The organism is Actinoplanes subtropicus (assembly GCF_000721705.1).
GTDB classification, from domain to species: domain Bacteria; phylum Actinomycetota; class Actinomycetes; order Mycobacteriales; family Micromonosporaceae; genus Actinoplanes; species Actinoplanes subtropicus.
Genome location: NZ_JOJL01000014.1, coordinates 203,496 through 221,091, shown reverse-complemented (window position 1 = coordinate 221,091; position 17,596 = coordinate 203,496). Strand labels below are relative to the sequence as shown.

General features: G+C 70.0%; 12 protein-coding genes, 1 tRNA gene and 1 pseudogene. 3 read left to right on the top strand and 11 right to left on the bottom strand.

The window, feature by feature from the left end:
* Positions 1–254: 254 nt before the first annotated feature.
* From IH26_RS0121050 to cmk, 3 genes are all read right to left on the bottom strand, one after another.
* Positions 255–331, bottom strand: a tRNA-Pro gene (locus IH26_RS0121050).
* A gap of 50 nt (positions 332–381) precedes the next feature.
* On the bottom strand, positions 382–1,779 hold the full coding sequence (der, locus tag IH26_RS0121045) for a ribosome biogenesis GTPase Der (protein ID WP_425394391.1): 1,398 nt from the start codon (positions 1,777–1,779) through the stop codon (positions 382–384).
* Positions 1,776–2,456 carry a (d)CMP kinase gene (cmk, locus tag IH26_RS0121040; protein WP_030437939.1) on the bottom strand — a complete coding sequence of 227 codons (681 nt, stop codon included), beginning with the start codon at positions 2,454–2,456 and terminating at the stop codon, positions 1,776–1,778. The genes der and cmk overlap by 4 nt, the downstream gene beginning before the upstream one ends.
* Before the next feature lie 106 nt (positions 2,457–2,562).
* Here cmk and IH26_RS0121035 point away from each other — a divergent pair, with 106 nt between their 5' ends.
* A complete protein-coding gene (locus IH26_RS0121035) occupies positions 2,563–3,255 on the top strand; it encodes an enoyl-CoA hydratase/isomerase family protein (protein ID WP_030437938.1) in 693 nt (230 codons plus the stop codon).
* Here the strand turns inward: IH26_RS0121035 and IH26_RS0121030 are convergent.
* Positions 3,252–3,875: a TetR/AcrR family transcriptional regulator gene (locus IH26_RS0121030; protein WP_051808351.1), complete on the bottom strand. Its 624-nt coding sequence runs from the start codon at positions 3,873–3,875 to the stop codon at positions 3,252–3,254. The two genes, IH26_RS0121035 and IH26_RS0121030, sit on opposite strands and share 4 nt — an antisense overlap.
* 81 nt (positions 3,876–3,956) lie before the next feature.
* Here IH26_RS0121030 and IH26_RS0121025 point away from each other — a divergent pair, with 81 nt between their 5' ends.
* Positions 3,957–4,889: an NADP-dependent oxidoreductase gene (locus IH26_RS0121025; protein WP_030437936.1), complete on the top strand. Its 933-nt coding sequence runs from the start codon at positions 3,957–3,959 to the stop codon at positions 4,887–4,889.
* Here IH26_RS0121025 and IH26_RS0121020 read toward each other — a convergent pair.
* From IH26_RS0121020 to ald, 7 genes and pseudogenes are all read right to left on the bottom strand, one after another.
* The gene (locus tag IH26_RS0121020; protein ID WP_051808350.1) at positions 4,872–5,633 is read right to left on the bottom strand and encodes a pseudouridine synthase; all 762 of its coding nucleotides are present in this window, start codon (positions 5,631–5,633) and stop codon (positions 4,872–4,874) included. The two genes, IH26_RS0121025 and IH26_RS0121020, sit on opposite strands and share 18 nt — an antisense overlap.
* On the bottom strand, positions 5,602–6,939 hold the full coding sequence (gene scpB / locus IH26_RS59890) for an SMC-Scp complex subunit ScpB (RefSeq protein WP_030437934.1): 1,338 nt from the start codon (positions 6,937–6,939) through the stop codon (positions 5,602–5,604). Before scpB ends, IH26_RS0121020 begins: the two co-directional genes overlap by 32 nt.
* A 353-nt stretch (positions 6,940–7,292) precedes the next feature.
* Positions 7,293–8,228, bottom strand: a pseudogene (locus IH26_RS0121010) (segregation and condensation protein A); the annotation flags it as partial.
* A 79-nt stretch (positions 8,229–8,307) separates the two neighbouring features.
* Positions 8,308–8,976, bottom strand: a complete 669-nt coding sequence (locus tag IH26_RS0121005) for a zinc metalloprotease (protein ID WP_030437932.1) — start codon at positions 8,974–8,976, stop codon at positions 8,308–8,310.
* A 3-nt stretch (positions 8,977–8,979) separates the two neighbouring features.
* Complete coding sequence (locus tag IH26_RS0121000) at positions 8,980–9,912, bottom strand: ParA family protein (RefSeq protein WP_030437931.1); 933 nt, start codon at positions 9,910–9,912, stop codon at positions 8,980–8,982.
* Between the two features lie 110 nt (positions 9,913–10,022).
* Positions 10,023–10,919, bottom strand: a complete 897-nt coding sequence (gene xerD, locus IH26_RS0120995; protein WP_030437941.1) for a site-specific tyrosine recombinase XerD — start codon at positions 10,917–10,919, stop codon at positions 10,023–10,025.
* A complete protein-coding gene (gene ald / locus IH26_RS0120990; RefSeq protein WP_030437930.1) occupies positions 10,916–12,031 on the bottom strand; it encodes an alanine dehydrogenase in 1,116 nt (371 codons plus the stop codon). Before ald ends, xerD begins: the two co-directional genes overlap by 4 nt.
* Positions 12,032–12,933: 902 nt before the next feature.
* On the opposite strand from ald, the gene IH26_RS0120980 reads away from it, so the two are divergent.
* Positions 12,934–17,589: a non-ribosomal peptide synthetase gene (locus IH26_RS0120980; RefSeq protein ID WP_030437929.1), complete on the top strand. Its 4,656-nt coding sequence runs from the start codon at positions 12,934–12,936 to the stop codon at positions 17,587–17,589.
* Positions 17,590–17,596: the final 7 nt, after the last annotated feature.

Below are 17,596 nucleotides of genomic sequence, written 5' to 3'. Positions count from 1 at the left end.
CCGGCCGCATCAAGGCCGGCAACAGCTACCGCCGAACCACGATCCGGCCGTCGTGATCGCGATGGACGCCCCGGTACGGCGTCGGCAACGCCTCGGCGGTGTGATCAACGAGTACCACCGCGCAGCCTGATGAGATCTTCAAAGTGCCAGCTCACGGACACGCACGGAGTTTCGGCACGGTACAGGGTTTTCGGTGGGTGATCTTGATACAACGAAAACGGTGACCTGCGTTTCCGCAGGTCACCGGCTTGTTTTGGTCGGGCTGACAGGATTTGAACCTGCGACCCCTTGACCCCCAGTCAAGTGCGCTACCAAGCTGCGCTACAGCCCGATGCCACCCGGCCCAAAACACCGCGCGGCAACTTCTACATCTTACATGGCCTAGCCGTGGGCCTTCCCGCGACCCCCCGGGCCGGTCTTCTTCCGGGGCTTGACCGACAGTTCGATCGGGGAGCCCTCGAAGCCGAATTCCTCGCGGAGCTTGCGCTCGATGAACCGCAGATACCCCGCGTCCAGCGGGCCGGTCGTGAAGAGCACGAACCGGGGCGGAGCCACCCCGGCCTGGGTGGCGAAGAGCACCCGCGGCGCCCGCCCGCCCCGGACCGGGTGGGGGGTGGCCTGCGTGAGCGCCGTCAGCCACTGGTTGAGGGCGCCCGTCGGGACGCGCTGCTCCCACGAGGAAAGGGCACGGCGCAGCGCGGGGGCCAGCTTGTCGACCGCGCGACCCGTCTTGGCGGAGACGTTGACGCGGATCGCCCACGGGATGCGTTTGAGTTCGCGGTCGATCTCCTTGTCCAGGTAGAACCGGCGGTCGGCGTCGACCAGGTCCCACTTGTTGAAGGCGATCACCAGGGCCCGGCCGGCCTCGACGACCTGGGTCAGCACGCGCTGGTCCTGTTCGCTGATCGGGTCGGCCGAGTCCAGCAGGACGACCGCCACCTCGGCCGCTTCCACGGCGCCGGCGGTGCGCAGCGACGCGTAGTACTCCGTACCGGAGGCGTGGTTGACGCGCTTGCGGAGGCCGGCGGTGTCGACGAACTGCCAGACCTCGCCGTCCATCTCGACGAGGGAGTCGACCGGGTCGACCGTGGTGCCGGCGACCGAGTCGACGACCGCGCGTTCCTCCTTGGAGACCCGGTTCAGCAGCGAGGACTTGCCGACGTTGGGCCGGCCCACGAGGGCGACCCGTCGCGGCCCGCGCGGCCCGTCTTCCACGATCGGCGGGGGTGACGGCAGCGCGGCCAGGATGTCGTCGAGCAGGTCGCCGGAGGAGCGGCCGTGCAGGGCGGAGATCGGGTGTGGCTCGCCCAGCCCCAGGGACCAGAGCGAGACCGCCTCCATCTCGAGGCTCTGGTTGTCGGCCTTGTTGGCGACCAGGATGACCGGCTTGTGGCTGCGGCGCAGCATCTTGACCGCGGCCTCGTCGACATCCGTGGCGCCGACGGTCACGTCGACGACGAAGACGACCACGTCGGCCGTCTGCACCGCGATCTCGGCCTGGGCGGCGATGGCCGCGGCCCGGTCGCGGGCGTCCGGCTCCCAGCCGCCGGTGTCGACGACCGTGAAGCGGCGGCCGTTCCACTGCGCGTCGTAGGGCACACGGTCCCGGGTGACCCCCGGAACGTCCTCGACGACCGCCTGGCGGCGGCCGATGATGCGGTTGACCAGCGTCGACTTGCCCACATTGGGCCGGCCGACGACGGCCACCACAGGAACCGGCCCGACCGGAAAATCGGAATTGTCCGAAATATCCTGGAGGCTGGCGGGCAACTCGCTCACTTACTCACCTTGCTGTTAAGAAGCTTCAAAAGATACGCCACGACCTCGTCGATCCCCATGCCGGTGGTGTCGACCTCGATGGCGTCGGAGGCCTGCCGCAGCGGGTCGGCGGCCCGGGAGGAATCAAGCTGATCGCGCCGGGTGAGGGAGGCCTCGGTCGTGGCCACGTCGGTGGCGTCCTCGGCGCTGCGCCGGGCGGCCCGGGCCGCCGAGGAGGCGGTCAGATAGACCTTGAGGTCCGCGGAAGGGGCCACCACCGAGGCGATGTCCCGCCCCTCGACCACGATCCGCGGGTGGCCGGCGATGATCGCTCGCTGCAAAGCCACCAGATGCTTGCGTACGGCCGGAACCGCCGCAACCGCAGAGACGGCCGCGGTCACCTCGGGCCCGCGGATCGGCCCGTCCACCGGAATGCCGTTGGCGGCGAAATGCGGCGCGTCGGGCGAGGTGCCGATGGACAATTCGGTCTCGAGGGCAACCTTGGTGATCGCCTCGGCGTCGTCCAGGAAGACGCCGGCCTGCAGCACCGCCCAGGTCACCGCCCGGTACATCGCGCCCGTGTCGAGATACACCCCGTCGACGGCGGAGGCGAGTCGCCGGGAGACGGTGGACTTGCCCGAGCCCGAGGGCCCGTCGACGGCCACCACACACTTCTCCGGCCGCACTTCTTCCGCCACCGTTCCTCCTCCAGGCCGCTCGCCCAACCGTCCCATTGTGCCCGTCGTGGTGAGCAACGACGAACTAGGGTATGTTACTGAGGAGTAACCACGGAGGGAGCGCCTCATGCCCACGCTCGACCGCCACGAGGCCGTTTACCTTCTCGACCTCGGCGACACCGAGAACCGCTTCCATCCCGACTGGCTGACGGCGGTGAACGCGCTGCTCGACGAGGTGGAGAAGGGCGACGACCCGCGGGCCCTGGTGACCACGGCGAGCGGCAAGATCTGGTCGAACGGGCTCGATCTCGAGTGGCTCTTCGAACATCCGGAGCAGTACCCGGCGTACGCAGGTCAGGTTCATGCTCTTTTCGCCCGAGTGCTCCGCCTGCCGATGGTGACCGTCGCGGCGCTGCAGGGGCACACGTTCGCCGCGGGCGCGATGCTGTCGCTCTGCCACGACCTGCGGATCATGCGCGCCGACCGCGGTTTCTGGTGCCTGCCCGAGGCCGACATCAACATCCCGTTCTCGGTCGGCATGGGCGCGCTCATCCAGTCGCGGCTCACGCCGCCGGTCGCGCACGAGGCGATGGTCACCGCGCGTCGTTTCGGTGGGGAAGAGGCGTACGCGAAACAGATCGTCGACGAGGCCGTGCCCGAGCCCGAGGTGCGCGAGAAGGCGATCGCTCTCGCCCTGCAGCACGCCCCCAAGGCCGGCCCGGCACTGCAAACCATCAAGCAGCGGATGTACGCGCCGGTCCTCGCCGCCCTCGACGCGGAGGGCGAGAACGCCCCGGACTCCGCTCTGTTCCGCCGCTAGACGCCGATCGGCGGGACCGGGCCGAGCGAGTGCGCGCCCTCCGGCCGTAGCCCGTCGATGACCAGCGCCAGGTAACGCCGCCACAGATCGGGGGCGGCGCCGGGGACGAAGCTGACCACATGGGACGGCACGCACATCATCAGGATGACGTCGAGACCGGTGACGTCGGCGCGCACCGCGCCGGCCGCCTGCGCGCGCTCCACCAGCGCCACGATCGCCGCGAACAGCCGCTCCCGGGACTCACGCAGCCGCTCGTTGATGTCGCCGGCGTCGCGCAGGAACGAGAAGTCCAGTTGCTGCTGCTTGCCGGCGGCCGCCTCCAGGAACGAAAACAGCGCCGCTCCCGCGTCCTCCGCCAGGAACAGCTGACGGGCCAGCCCGGCCAACTCTTCGACTCGATCGAGGACGATCGCCGCGAGCAGGTCGTCCTTGGTCGGGTAGTGCCGGAAGACCGTGCCCTTGCCGATGCCGGCGCGGCGGGCGATGTCCGCGACCGAGGCGTCCATGCCGCGCTCGGCGAACTCTGCCGCGGCCGCCGCCAGCAGCAGCGATCGGTTGCGCGCGGCGTCGGCGCGCAGGGCACGGGTCGCCGGTGCTCGGGTTTCCGGCGCTCGGGTCACCGCCCGAGACTAACAAGTTGACCGGGCGGTCCGGTTATGCCTAACGTGACCGGACGGTCCGCTTAGAGCTGAGGAGCTGCGATGAAGGCTGTACTCGTCCACCGTCACGGCCCGCCGGAGGAGTACACGGTCGGGGACATCGAGGTCCCGCACGCCGGGCCCGGGCAGATCCAGGTGCGCATCGCGGCGGCGTCGCTCAACGCGATCGATCTGCGGCTGGCGACCGGCGGCTTCCGCGGGATCGTCGACCTGCCGTTCCCGTACGTGCCGGGAGGCGATTTCTCGGGGACGGTCACGGAGGTCGGGGGCGGCGTCACGGCGTACGCGATGGGGGATCTGGTCTTTGGTCATGGCATTCCGCGGGCGATGGCGGGGATGTTGCCGTTCCCGAAGCCGAGCCTGACCACCGGGGCGCTGGCCGAGTTCGCGGTCTTCGAGGCGGACACGCCGTTCATCGCGCGCAGGCCGAGCACGCTGGACGTGGAGACGGCCGCGGCGCTGCCGACCGCCGGGCTGACCACGAACGCGCTGCTCCGGCAGGCGCGGATCCAGCCGGATGAGACCGTTCTGGTGATCGGCGCGACCGGCGGAGTGGGTACCACTCTGCTGCCGGCGATCAAGGCCGGCCGGGTGATCGCGACGGCTCGCGCCGGAGATATCGGATTTATCCGAGAAATCGGTGCGACCGAAACGATCGACTATGGCGACTACCCACCCGGCGGGGTCGACGTGGTGATCAATCTGGTCTTGCCGACTGATCACCTAGCCGACGCCGCCAAATGCCTCAAATCGGGCGGCCGGCTTTACACCATCACGTTCCCGCCGCCGAAGCCCGAGTACATCGACCGGGATGACGTGCGCTTCGAGATGGTGCTCGACCTGGCGAGCGGCGTCGACGCGATCACCGGACTGACCCCATCGATCACCAGGCGGTACGCCCTCGACGACGGCGCCCGGGCGCTGCGTGACTTCGCCCGGGACCACACCGTCGGTAAGCTAGTCGTCGTCCCGTGACACGGCCTTGAACAGGGCCGCGATCTCCGCGTTCGACAGGTGCCGGAAGCCGCCGGGCCGCAGGTCGCCGAGCCGGATCGGGCCGACCGCCGTGCGGATGAGCCGGGTGACCGGGTGCCCGACGGCGTCCATCATCCGGCGCACGATGTGCTTGCGGCCCTCGTGCAGCACGATCTCCACCTGCGCGGTCTTGCCGAGCGCGTCGACCAGCTTGAACGCGTCGGCGCGGGCCGGCCCGTCCTCCAGCTCGACGCCCGCCAGCAGCTGCCGCCCGACGTTGCGGGGGAGCGGCCCGACCACCTCGGCGAGATAGGTCTTGGAGATCCCGTACGACGGATGGGTCAGCTTGTTGGTCAGCTCCCCGTCGTTGGTGATCAGCAGCAGGCCCTCGCTGTCGGCGTCGAGGCGTCCGACGTGGAAGAGCCGCTGGTCGAACTGGCCGAGGAAGTCGGCGAGCTCGGTGCGCCCCTTCTCGTCGTCGAGCGAGGTGACCACGCCGCGCGGCTTGTTCATCGCGATGTAGACGAGCTTGGTGTCGGTGATCACCCGCTGCCCGTCGACGAGGATCTCCGCGGTCGCGGGATCGACCTTGTCGCCGAGCTTGGCGACCTTGCCGTTGACGGTGACCCGGCGCCGGAAGATCAGGTCTTCGCAGGCGCGGCGGGACCCGACACCGGCGGCGGCCAGCACTTTCTGGAGGCGTTCGGCGGTGTCAGCCTGGGGCATCGAGCACTTCTTCCACATCGTCGGGCAGGAACGGGGCGAGCGGCGGCAGCTGGTCGACCGAGTTGATCCCGAGTTTCTCCAGGAACAGCGGCGTCGTGCGATACAGGTAGGCACCCGTCTCGCTCTCGACGCCGCACTCTTCGATCAGTCCGCGCGTAGCAAGGGTACGCATGACCCCATCGCAGTTGACGCCGCGGATGGCCGAGATCCGCGACCGGGTCACCGGCTGCTTGTACGCGACGACCGCGAGAGTCTCGAGCGCCGCCTGGGTCAGCCGCACCGACTGCCCGTCGAGCACGAACCGCTCCACGTAGGCGGCATATTCCGGCCGCGTGTAGAGACGCCAGCCACCCGCCGCCCGCCGCAGGTCGAAGCCGTGCCCCGCCGCCGTGTACCGCGCCGAGATGTTCTCCAGCATCACCCCGACCCGCTCGGTCGGCTGCTCCAGAATCTGCGCCAGCTGCATCTCGGCGACGGGTTCGTCGACAACCAGCAGGATGGCTTCAAGTGCCGCACAGAGCTCGTCGTCGTCCGCCAAATCCAAAAGTTCCTCGGACGTACGAGTCAAACCCGCCACAACCGCGGGAACGTCCCGCGGCGCCCGCCTCCCCTGCTCCGGCACCGCCGCCCCACCGCTCGGCTCCGGCACCACCACACCGGGGCCAGGTTCCTCAGCCCCGACCGCCTGCTCCGCACCGACCGGCTGCTCATCCGCAGCCTCGCCCTCCGCCGACATTTCCGACTCTTCGGACTCGTGCTCGAAGTAGCCGGGCGGATTCGTCCCCTCGAACGTCTCGTCGAAGTCGTCATCGTCCTCGGAGAGCCCCGCCTCGGACCGCTCCTCGTCCCCGTCCGGCCGCTCGTCGTCCTCCGGCTCGTCGGCAACGTCGGTGACTTCGGGGATCTCGGCCTGGTCGGCTTCCTCGGTCACGTCGGCGATCTCGGCCCGGTCGGCTTCCACGGCCTCGTCGGCTTCCACGGCCTCGTCGGCGGTCTCGGCCTGGTCGGCTTCCACGGCCTCGTCGGCGGTCTCGGCCTGGTCGGCTTCCACGGCCTCGTCGGTGACCTCGGCCAAGTCGGGCTCCTCGACGAGCTTCGAAGCCTCAGCCGGGTCGGAATCGTCGGGCAAGTCGGAATCGTCGGGCAGGTCGGACTCGTCGGCCGGGTCGAGCTCAGCGTCCGGCTCGTCCTCCGTCGCCGCGTGGGCCGCCGCCTCGGCCTCGGCCTGGAATCGCCGGTCCGGTGGCCGGGGCTGGCGCTCCCACGGCGGCACCCAGGAGGCAGCCTGCTGCGCCAGCGACTCGGGCCGCTCGTCGTCGCTCACGATCGTTCCTCCACCACGGCGTCGTCCTCGTCCCCGTCAAGATCATCAAGCCTGCCGGCGATGTCAAATCCACCGGCCGCGACCCCGGGCAAATCAGCCTCGGGTGTGCCCACTTCCTCGTCGCCCGAACCGTCCAACGCATCCAGGTCGTCCGCAGCGTCCAGGTCCGCCACGTCGTCGGCGTCCAGGTCCGCCAGGTCGGCGTCAGGGTCCGCCACGTCGTCGGTGTCCAGGTCCGCCGGGTCGTCGGTGTGCAGGTCCGCCGGGTCGTCGGTGTGCAGGTCCGCCGGGTCGTCGGTGTGCAGGTCCGCCGGGTCGTCGGTGTCCAGGTCCGCCGGGTCGTCGGTGTCCAGGTCCGCCGGGTCGTCGGCGTCGTGGTCGGGCGGCGGTGCGGCGGCCTCGTCCGGCGGCGGCTTCGTGCCCTCGTAGTCGTCGATGTCGAGCTCGGCGTTCTCGGCGTCGCCGCCGATCCAGCGGACGGTCAACTCGTCCAGCGAGACCGGCTGCTCGAACTCGATCAGGCCCTCGCGGTACAGCTCCAGCAGCGCCAGGAACCGGGCGACCACCTCTAGCGTGCTCTCGCAATCGGCCACCAGCAGCGTGAACGTCGCCGAGCCCGCCCGCCGCAGCCGGTCGCGCAGCAGCTGGGCGTGCTCGCGGACGCTGACCCGGGCCTGATGGATATGCGCGATCGACACCTGCGGCGGGCCCGGCTTGGGCGCGAACTGCTTCAGCGCCAGCTTGAACAGCCGCTCCACCCCGATGCCGAGCACCAGCTCGGGGAGGGCCTCCGCATACCGCGCCTCCATCGACACCGCGCGCGGCCACCGTTTCGCGCCGGTCGCCTCCAGCTCGGAGATGACCGACGCCGCCTCCTTGAACGCCTTGTACTGCAGAAGCCGGGCGAACAGCAGGTCTCGGGCCTCGAGGAGGGCCAGGTCTTCCTCGTCCTCCACCTCGGCGGCGGGCAGCAGCCGGGCCGCCTTGAGGTCGAGCAGGGTGGCCGCGACCAACAGGAACTCGCTGGCCTCGCCCAGATCCCAATCGTCGCCCATCGCGCGGATGTAGGCGATGAAGTCGTCGGTGACCGTGTGCAGCGCGACCTCGGTCACGTCGAGCTTGTGCTTGCCGATCAACTGCAGCAGGAGATCGAAAGGCCCGGTGAAGTTCTGCAGCCGTACGGTAAATTTGCCGGAATCTTCCGCAGCCGGAGCCGAGTCGACGTCCTCGGAGGAGGAGGCGGCAGCGGGGTTCACGGCATCTTCAGGCACCTGCTGACCGTAGACCACGGGTACGACAAGCTGTTCCGGGCTCACAACCAACGTTCAACGTCCCAGCTCAACACAGGTGACTCGGGCGGTTCGGAGATCAGCCCCACCAGAGCAGGAACAACGAGTCGAGCGCGTCGACGATGTGCAGCAGGATCGGGCCGGGCAGCGGGAAGAGGCAGCAGGCCAGCAGGATCACGACGCCGATGTTCTTGTCCTCGAACCAGAGCCGCATCCACTGGATGCTCGCCCCGGGGCGGCGCAGCGCGTGGTACATGATGCCGAAGCCGTCCAGCGGCGGGATCGGGATGAGCCCGAGCAGCCCGAAGCTGAGCAGCCCGACGCCCAGCGACAGCAGCACCACCTGGCCGACCGGCCCGCCGACGCCGAGCAGCACCGACCCGGGGCTCAGATACTGCATGCCGCTGTCGGGGAAGGCGATCGCGTACGCCCCGAGCAGGATCTCGCCGATCACGATGTTGACCAGCGGCCCGGCCAGGAAGACCAGCGCCGCCCGGAAACGGCCGCGATGGCGGGGGATCTCGTCGACCGAGAGCATCTTGCCCCAGCCGACCCCGCCGATGGCCACGCCGACCGCGCCGAACGGGTCGACGTCCTCGCGCAGCCTCGGCCAGATCGACTCGCGGTGGTCGGCCAGCCCCAGGCTGCGGGCGGTCAGCCGGATGGCGATCGCGCGCAGGCACAGCGCGAGGAGGAAGGCGGCCAGCAGGGCGACGAACGCCACCGGCGTCCGGAGGGCGAACAGCACGGGTCAGCCGCGCTCGACCTTGGCGGCGATGACCTCGCGCGCGAGCTGCCGGTAGTTGCGCGCGCCGGAGGACGCCGGGTCGAGGGTGAGGATCGGGGCGCCGGCCACCGTGGACTCGGGGAACTTGACCGTCTTGGTGATGACGGTCTGGTACACCTTGTCGCCGAACGCCTCGACCACGCGCTGCAGCACCTGGCGGCAGTGGGTGGTGCGGGAGTCGTACATGGTGGCCAGGATGCCCTCGAGCTCGAGGTCGAAATTGAGCCGCTCGCGGACCTTGTCGATGGTGTCGAGCAGCAGCGCCACGCCACGCAGCGAGAAGAACTCGCACTCCAGCGGGATGAGCACGCCGTGCGCGATGGTCAGCGCGTTGATCGCCAGCAGGCCCAGCGAGGGCTGGCAGTCGATCAGGATGAAGTCGTACTCCTTGCGGACCGAGCGCAGCGCCCGGGCCAGCGCCATCTCCCGGGCGACCTCGTTGACCAGCTGGATCTCGGCGGCCGACAGGTCGATGTTGGCGGGGAGCAGGTGCAGGCCGGCCACGTCGGTCTTGATGATCACATCTTCGGTGGCCACGTCGTCCTGCATGAGCAGGTTGTAGATGCTCAGGTCGAGGTTGTGCGGGTTGACGCCGAGGCCGACCGAGCAGGCGCCCTGCGGGTCGAAGTCGACGAGGAGCACCTTCCGCCCGTACTCGGCGAGGGCGGCGCCCAGGTTGATGGTGGTGGTCGTCTTGCCGACGCCACCCTTCTGGTTGGCCAGCGCGATGATCCGCGCGGGGCCGTGCCGGTGCGTCGGCATCGGCTCGGGGATGGGGCGGCGCATCGTGTACGCCGTGGGGTCGGCGGGACCCAGGTCGGCGCCGAGATCGAGCGAGCTCTGCTGCTCTCGCATCGCGGAGGTCCAGGCTTCCGCCCGTGCGTTGTTGCCTGACATACCCCGCGCCCCCTTTCCGACTCGCCGGAGCCGATGCCCGACTGTACGCCACGCGCGCCGCCACTCCGGGGTCAGGCGTCGGCGTGTCGCCATCTATGGGTGCGTAGCGTCTAACGAGCGCGCGGGTGTGCGGTCGCGTACACCTCGCGCAGCCGGTCCACGGTCACCAGCGTGTAGACCTGCGTCGTGGTCACCGACGCGTGCCCGAGCAACTCCTGGACGACCCGCACGTCGGCGCCGCCGTCGAGCAGGTGGGTGGCGTAGGAATGGCGCAACGTGTGCGGGCTCACGGCCGCGATGCCGGCCGCCGCCGCGGCGCGGTGCAGGATCGTCCACGCGCTCTGCCGGGACAGCCGGCCGCCGCGGGCGTTCAGGAACACCGCGGGCGTCCCCTTCCCCTTGGCGATCAGCGCGGGTCTCCCTCGTACGAGATAGGCCTCCAACGCAGCTTTCGCGTACCCACCCACCGGAACCAGCCTCGTCCGCCCGCCCTTGCCGTGCAGGATCGCGGCCGGCTCGCCGGCCAGGTCGAGGTCGTCGATCGCGGCACCGACCGCCTCGGAGATCCGCGCCCCGGTGCCGTAGAGGAATTCCAGCAACGCCCGGTCGCGCAGGCCCAGCGGGGTGTCGTCGGCCACGGCCAGCAGGCGCAGCACCTGATCGACATCGAGCGCCTTGGGCAGCCGCTTGGGCGGGGCCGGCGGCTTGACCTCGGCGGCCACGTCGACCGCCACCAGTCCCTCCCGGGCCGCGAACCGGTGCAGGCCGCGCACCGCGCTCATCGCCCGCGCCGCCGACGCCGAGGCCAGGCCCTCCTCGCGCAGGGTGGCGAGGTGGCCGGTGACGTCGGCGGCGCGGACCGAGGCGAGCTCGACGACGCCCGCCTCGGCCAGCGCTCGCGCGTACCGGGAAAGATCCCGCCGGTAGGAGGCCAGGGTGTTGCTCGACAGCCCACGCTCGACGGTCAGATGGTCGAGATAGGCGTCGATGGCACGGTCGAGGCTCAGCTGAGCACCTCGCTGGTCGGCAGAACCGGCATGCCGTGCGCCTCCGCGACCGGGCCGTAGGTCACTTCTCCGTCGTACGTGTTCAGCCCCAGCGCCAGCGCGGGATCCGCCTTGAGCGCCGCCCGCCAGCCCAGGTTGGCCAGCTCCAGAGCGTACGGCAAAGTGACGTTGGTCAGCGCGTAGGTGCTGGTGTGCGGCACCGCGCCGGGCATGTTCGCCACGCAGTAGAACATCGACTCGTGCACCCGGTAGACCGGGTCGGCGTGCGTGGTCGGCCGCGAGTCCTCGAAGCAGCCGCCCTGGTCGATCGCGATGTCGACCAGCACGCTGCCCGGCTTCATCCGGCTGACCAGCTCGTTGGAGATCAGATTCGGCGCCTTCGCGCCGGGGACCAGCACGGCGCCGATCACCAGGTCGGCGTCGAGGACGGCTTTCTCGATCTCGTACGCGTTGGAAGCGATCGTCTGCAGGTGCCCGCGGTAGTCCGCGTCCGCCGCGCGCAGCTTGGCGATGTTCCGGTCGAGCACGAGCACCTCGGCCTGCATGCCGAGGGCGATGGCGGCCGCGTTCATCCCGGAGACGCCGGCCCCGATCACCACCACCTTCGCCGCGTAGACGCCCGGCACGCCGCCCATCAGCACGCCCCGGCCCCCGCCCGAGCGCATCAGGTGGTACGAGCCGACCTGCGGCGCGAGCCGGCCGGCCACCTCGGACATCGGCGCCAGCAGCGGCAGCGACCGGTCGGGCAGCTCCACCGTCTCGTACGCGATCCCGGTGACCCGCCGGTCGACGAGTGCGTCGGTGCACTCCTTCGACGCCGCCAGGTGCAGGTAGGTGAACAGGACCTGGCCCGGGCGCATCCGCGGATACTCCTCCGCGATCGGCTCCTTGACCTTCAGGATCAGGTCGCCGGTCTGCCACACGTCGTCGGCGCCCGGCACGATGGTCGCCCCGGCCGTCTTGTAGTCACCGTCCGTGATCGACGACCCGGCGCCGGCGCCCGCCTGCACGTAGACGTCGTGCCCGGCGCGGGTGAATTCGAACACGCCGGCGGGGGTGATGGCGACCCGGAACTCGTTGTTCTTGATCTCGCTGGGAATGCCGACCTTCACAGCCGACACCGTCCTTTCTCAACGCTGAGTGACGTCCCACGGCGACCACCGGGGCCACCTCGCCGGAGAATACCCCCGGTTTTTCGGCCCCGAACCGTTTCGGGACGGCGGCAACCCTCGCGTGGCCGGAGCCCGTCCGGGAAGGCGACGGCCGACGAAAACGGCGGCAACCCTCGCGTGGCCGGAGCCCGTCCGGGAAGGCGACGGCCGACGAAACGGGGACCCACCCGGGGGGGCGAGTTCGAACTTCGCCGGCCGACTGGTAACTCTGTGTGCCGGTGCGGGTCCCGTTCACTCGCGCTCATCTCACGTTTTGATTGATGACTATGTTGCTATCTGTCATATGCCGGCGTCGGTGGCAATCCACAGCATTACAGGGTTGACAAGATCGGGGAAGCGCCGGTACGTTCAAATTGCCTATGTGAATATATGGATCTTATTGCCACGGGGGTGGTAGCGGTGAATGCGGTGCTGCTGATGAGTAGCAACACCGAGTCGACCGAGTCGTTGACCAGGCAGTGTGGTTAATTGCTTGATACCCACCAAGGTCCAGGCGATCTTGAAGATGTCTCGAGACGCCGGGTGACGGCGGAATCTGTGAGCTGCAGAGGCTGTGCCTTGCGCTCGTCATGGGTGTTCCTGGCGCCGGAAGGTGATCTGTACACCGCGCCCGGCCGGTCGCCCATCAATTTGTCAAGTCGCGCTCGACCCGTTCCGTAATGCGATGTCCTGGTGTATTGGGATGTTCTTCTCGGGGTTGATTGCGGAGCGGCTTGACGGAATGCTCGTCCCGGATTGAGCGCGTGATGTCGTATTCCCACGGGTGGTTCTTTGTTCTGCCCCGCGTCGGTGATCGGCTTTCCGGCAATGCTGCCGCGCAATGACTTATTGTGGAGGTAGGTATGACCGATGAAATCGCCACCGGGCTGCAACGCGGTGTCTCCGCGTACGCGAACAAGATCGCCGTCGACGATGGCGTCGAGCCAGTGACCTACGAGCGTCTGGAGAAGTCGGTCGCCGCCTTCGCCGGCGTCCTGCTGGCCGCGGGCGCGACACCCGGATCCGTGGTAGGTCTGGAGCTGCCGCGGTCGACCGCCTACGTGGTCGCACTGCTGGCCACGTTCCGGGTCGGGGCGATCGCCCTGCCGCTGGACACCGCCGCTCCGGCCGAGCACAAGCGGTTCGTTCTCGAAGACAGCCGGGCCAAGGTCCACGTGACCGCGGCCGGTGCCGTCGAGCTCCACCCCGATCCCGGCCCGGATCTCGGCTCGCGGACCGGCGCGTACATCATCTATACCTCCGGCACGACCGGCCGGCCCAAGGGCACCCTGATCGAGCAGCACAGTGTCGGCAATCTCTTGTCCGGCGGCGCCGCCGTGCTCGGGCTCGGTGCCGATGACGTCTGGATCCAGCTGCACTCCAATGCCTTCGACTACTCGATCTGGGAGATCCTCGCGCCTCTCTCGCTGGGTGCCACACTCGTCATTCCCTCGGCGGTGCAACGCGACGACCCGCGCCTGCTGAGCGAGCTGATCGTCGCCAGGTCTGTCGGCGTGGTCTGTCTGACACCGTCGTACTTCCGGAGCCTGTGCCGGTATCCGGGCGGACCGGAGCGGCTCGCCACCGCTCGCATGATCATCTTCGGCGGCGAGGCGCTCCATTCCTACGACATCGCCGACTGGCGCGGCCGGGTCACGGGCGGTCCGACGCTCGTCAACATGTACGGCATCACCGAGACGACGGTGCACGTCACCTATCGGATCGTTCCGCCCGGCGTGCCCGAGGGGCCGGGCCGACGTTCGCTCATCGGTGCGCCGCTGCCCGGCTACACGCTTCTCCTGCTCGACGAGGACGGCCGGCCAGTAGGCGCCGAGACGGACGGCGAACTGTACGTCGGAGGCGCCGGTGTGGCCCGCGGCTATGTGCACCGGCCCGAGCTCACCGCGGAGCGCTTCGTCGAGGTCGACGGCGAGCGCTACTTCCGCAGTGGCGACGTGGCTCGGCGAGGTCGCGACGGCGAGCTGGAATACGTCGGCCGCTCCGATCGCCAGACGAAAATCCGCGGCTTCCGTGTCGAGCTGGCGGAGGTCGAGTCGGTTTTCCTCCGGCACGAAGCCGTCACCGGCGCCGTCGCGGCCGTACGCGAGCTGTCGGACGGCGGCCGGCAGCTGGTGGCGTGGGTGACCCTGCTCCCGGGATCAACCGTGACCACCGACGACCTTCTGGCCTACGGCGCCGGCCGCGTCCCGGCCCATCTCGTCCCGTCGATCCTGCGGATCGTCGATGAGGTGCCGCTGACGCCCAACGGCAAGGCCGACACCACCACGCTGCTGGCGCGGCTCCCCATCGAACTCTCGGGCCGGGAAGACGGTGCCGGGCCCGAGGACCCGGCCGAACGGATCCTGGCCGGTGTGTGGCAGGACGTTCTGGACGTGGACACCGTTACCGCGGCCGCCAACTTCTTCGACCTCGGCGGCGATTCCCTGCAGGCCCTTCGCGTCATCGGCGAGCTCAAGGCGGCCGGTTACGAGCTGACGATGGCGGACCTGCTGCGGTCGGCGGATCTCGCCGACATGGCCGGCCGGGTGACGCGTACGAAGGGGCCGGCGGTCGCCGGGCGGCCGGAACCGTTCCGGCTGTTGACTCCGGCCGACCGGGCCGCGCTTCCCGCGAATGCGGTCGACGCCTACCCGATGACCCGCCTGCAGACGGGAATGCTCTTCGAGTCCGAGGCCGTCGGTGGCGACATGTACTGGTCGCGCACGATCTTCCGGGTGTCCGGGGTCGGCGAGGTCGACGCCGATCAGGTGACTGCGGCGTGGCGAGCGCTGGCGGGCCGCCATCATAGCCTGCGTACGGTTTTTCGCACCGAAGGGCTCTCGGTGCCGACCGCCGTGGTGCTCGCTGACGTCGCGCTCGAGGTACACCGGTCGCACGAGCCGATCCTCGCGCCGAGGGAGGGCGTGCCGTGGCGGGTCCACTGGGAATACGACGGGCCGGACGCCGTCCGATTCGAGTTCGGCCACCACCATGCCTTGCTCGACGGGTGGAGCGTGCACGTGGTGACGGCCGACCTCAGCCGGATCTTGCACGGTGCCACCCTGCCGGAGGCGTACAACGCCATGCCCGACCTCGCTGCGACCGAGGTGGCCGCGGCCCGGGAGAAGCCCGAACGGCGCGGTTCCTCCGTACGCGTGGCCGCCGGTGAGCTGGTCGAAGCCGAGACCGCCCTCCCGGCCGCGCTGCACGACCGGGTGGAGGCCCTGGCCCGCCGGCTTGGCGTGCCGGTCAAGTCGGTCTACCTGGGGGCTCATCTCGCCTTGCTGGCCGGCGTACGCGGAGGCGCGGAAACGGAAACGGGCGTGGTGGTCGACGTGCGGCCGCCCCGCGAGGACGCCGCCGGCCTCGTGGGGCTGTTCATCGCGACGGTGCCGATTTCGATCCCGGCCCCGCTCGTGCGGACCGCCGGTGACCTGATCGGCGCCGCGTGGCGGGCCGAACGCGATCTCCTGGCCGCGCGTGACCGGATGTCCACGGCGGCTCGCGGGCTCGAGGTGGTCTTCAACTACGCCGACTTCCGCCGGATGGGAGACGACCGTCGTGAGATGATCGTCGATTCGGCCGCCACCGAGATCCCGCTGTTCCTGCATGTCTCGCCGGACCACGTCCGGCTGCAGTCCCGGGGCACGGCCATGCCGGGGGACGCGTTGGCGCCGTACCTCCACGAGTACCTGGCGGTTCTCGAGGTGCTCGTCGGCGCGGCGCCGGCCGGCGGGACGGGCGAGGCGATCGAGGCGCACCGTGCCCGCGTGCTGGCCGGCTTCGAGGCCGGGAAACCGATCCCCGGGTCCGCGGCCACCGTGGTTCGCCTGATCGATCGGCAGAGCCGGCGGACCCCGGACAAGGTCGCTGTCGAGGCGGGGAGCCGGGCCGGGTCGTACGCGGACCTCGTCCGGCAGTCGAATGCCGTCGCGGCCCTCCTGGCGAAGCTGTCCGTCGCGCCGGGCGCCACTGTCGGTGTGACTCTGTCCAAGGGCCACGCTCTCATCGCGGCCGCGCTGGGAATCTGGCGCGCCGGGGCCGTCTACCTTCCGATCGACCCGGCACTGCCGGCCGAGCGGGTGGCCTACCTGGTCCGGGACAGCGGTGCCACCGTGGTGCTGGGCGACCGGACGAGCGAGGCGGTGGAGCTGCCACCGGAGGTGTCCCGGCACGACGTGGCCGATCTCCCCGGTTTCGAGGAGGAATCGATCGATCGGTCCTCGCTCGCCGGCGCCGCGTACCTGATGTACACCTCCGGCTCGACCGGGATTCCCAAGGGAGTCGTGGTCGACCACGCGTCGCTGGCCGATCGGGTTCCGGTCTTCGCGGCGGACTTCGGGATCGGGTCCGGCGACCGGGTCGCCTGGATGACCACGCCGTCCTTCGACATCTCCCTGCTGGAGATGCTGTGTGCGTTGACCGTCGGTGGCACGGTGGTCGTCGTCCCCGACCTCGACGACGCCGTGGCCGCGGTCGACCACCTGCGGCACGCCGCGCCGACCCACGTTCAGGCGACCCCGACGGTGCTGCACACGTTGCTGGGCGCCGGCTGGGATCCCGGTGGGCTGACCGTCATCGCGGGAGGGGAGGCTTTGCCGCCCGACCTCGCCGGCCGGCTGCGGGGCCGGATCGGAGCCGGAATCCTGTGGAACGCGTACGGCCCGACCGAGGCGACGATCTGGTGCACTCGTTCGGCGGTCGGTGAGCGGGTCACCATCGGGCGGCCGTTCGACGGCGTGGAGGTGCGCGTCCTGGGCCCGAACGGTGTCCGCGTCCCGATCGGCCAGCCGGGGGAGCTTCATATCGGGGGAGCCGGCGTCGCCGCGGGTTATCTCCACAAGCCGGCCGAGACGGCGGAGCGATTTCTCGATGCGCCCCGCGGACGGCAATTCCGCAGCGGCGATCTCGTTCGTTGGCTACCAGACGGCGACCTCGAATTCCTCGGCCGCCTCGACCGGCAGGTCAAGGTGCGCGGATTCCGCATCGAACTCGGCGAGGTCGAGACGATCCTGCGTCGGCACCCGGGTGTGTCCGGCGCCGTCGCCGCGGCACGGGACCTGCCCGACGGTGGCCGGCAGATCGTCGCGTGGGTCACTCCGGAGGCGGCGAGCCCGGTCACGGCCGAGGATCTGCGGGCCTTCGTCGTCGCGCGGGCGCCGGCCTATCTCGTCCCCTCGGTGGTGACCGTCGTCGGCTCCTTGCCGACCACGGCCAACGGCAAGACCGACACGCTCGCCCTCCTCCGGTCCCTCGGCGCGGGCCCGGCCGAGCCCAGGTCCGGCAATGCACCGCGAACCGACCTCGAACGTCAGGTGGCCGGGATCTGGTCGGAGATCCTGGGCACCGGCCCGATCGGTCGGGACGACGACTTCTTCGGCGTCGGCGGCGACTCCATCCGGGCGCTGAACTGCTGCAGCCGCCTGACCGAGTTGCTGGGCTTCCGGGTTCCGATCCGGCTGCTGCTCACCCATCCACGGCTCCGCGACCTCGCGGAACGCCTCGACGCCGAACGGTAGGAGCGTT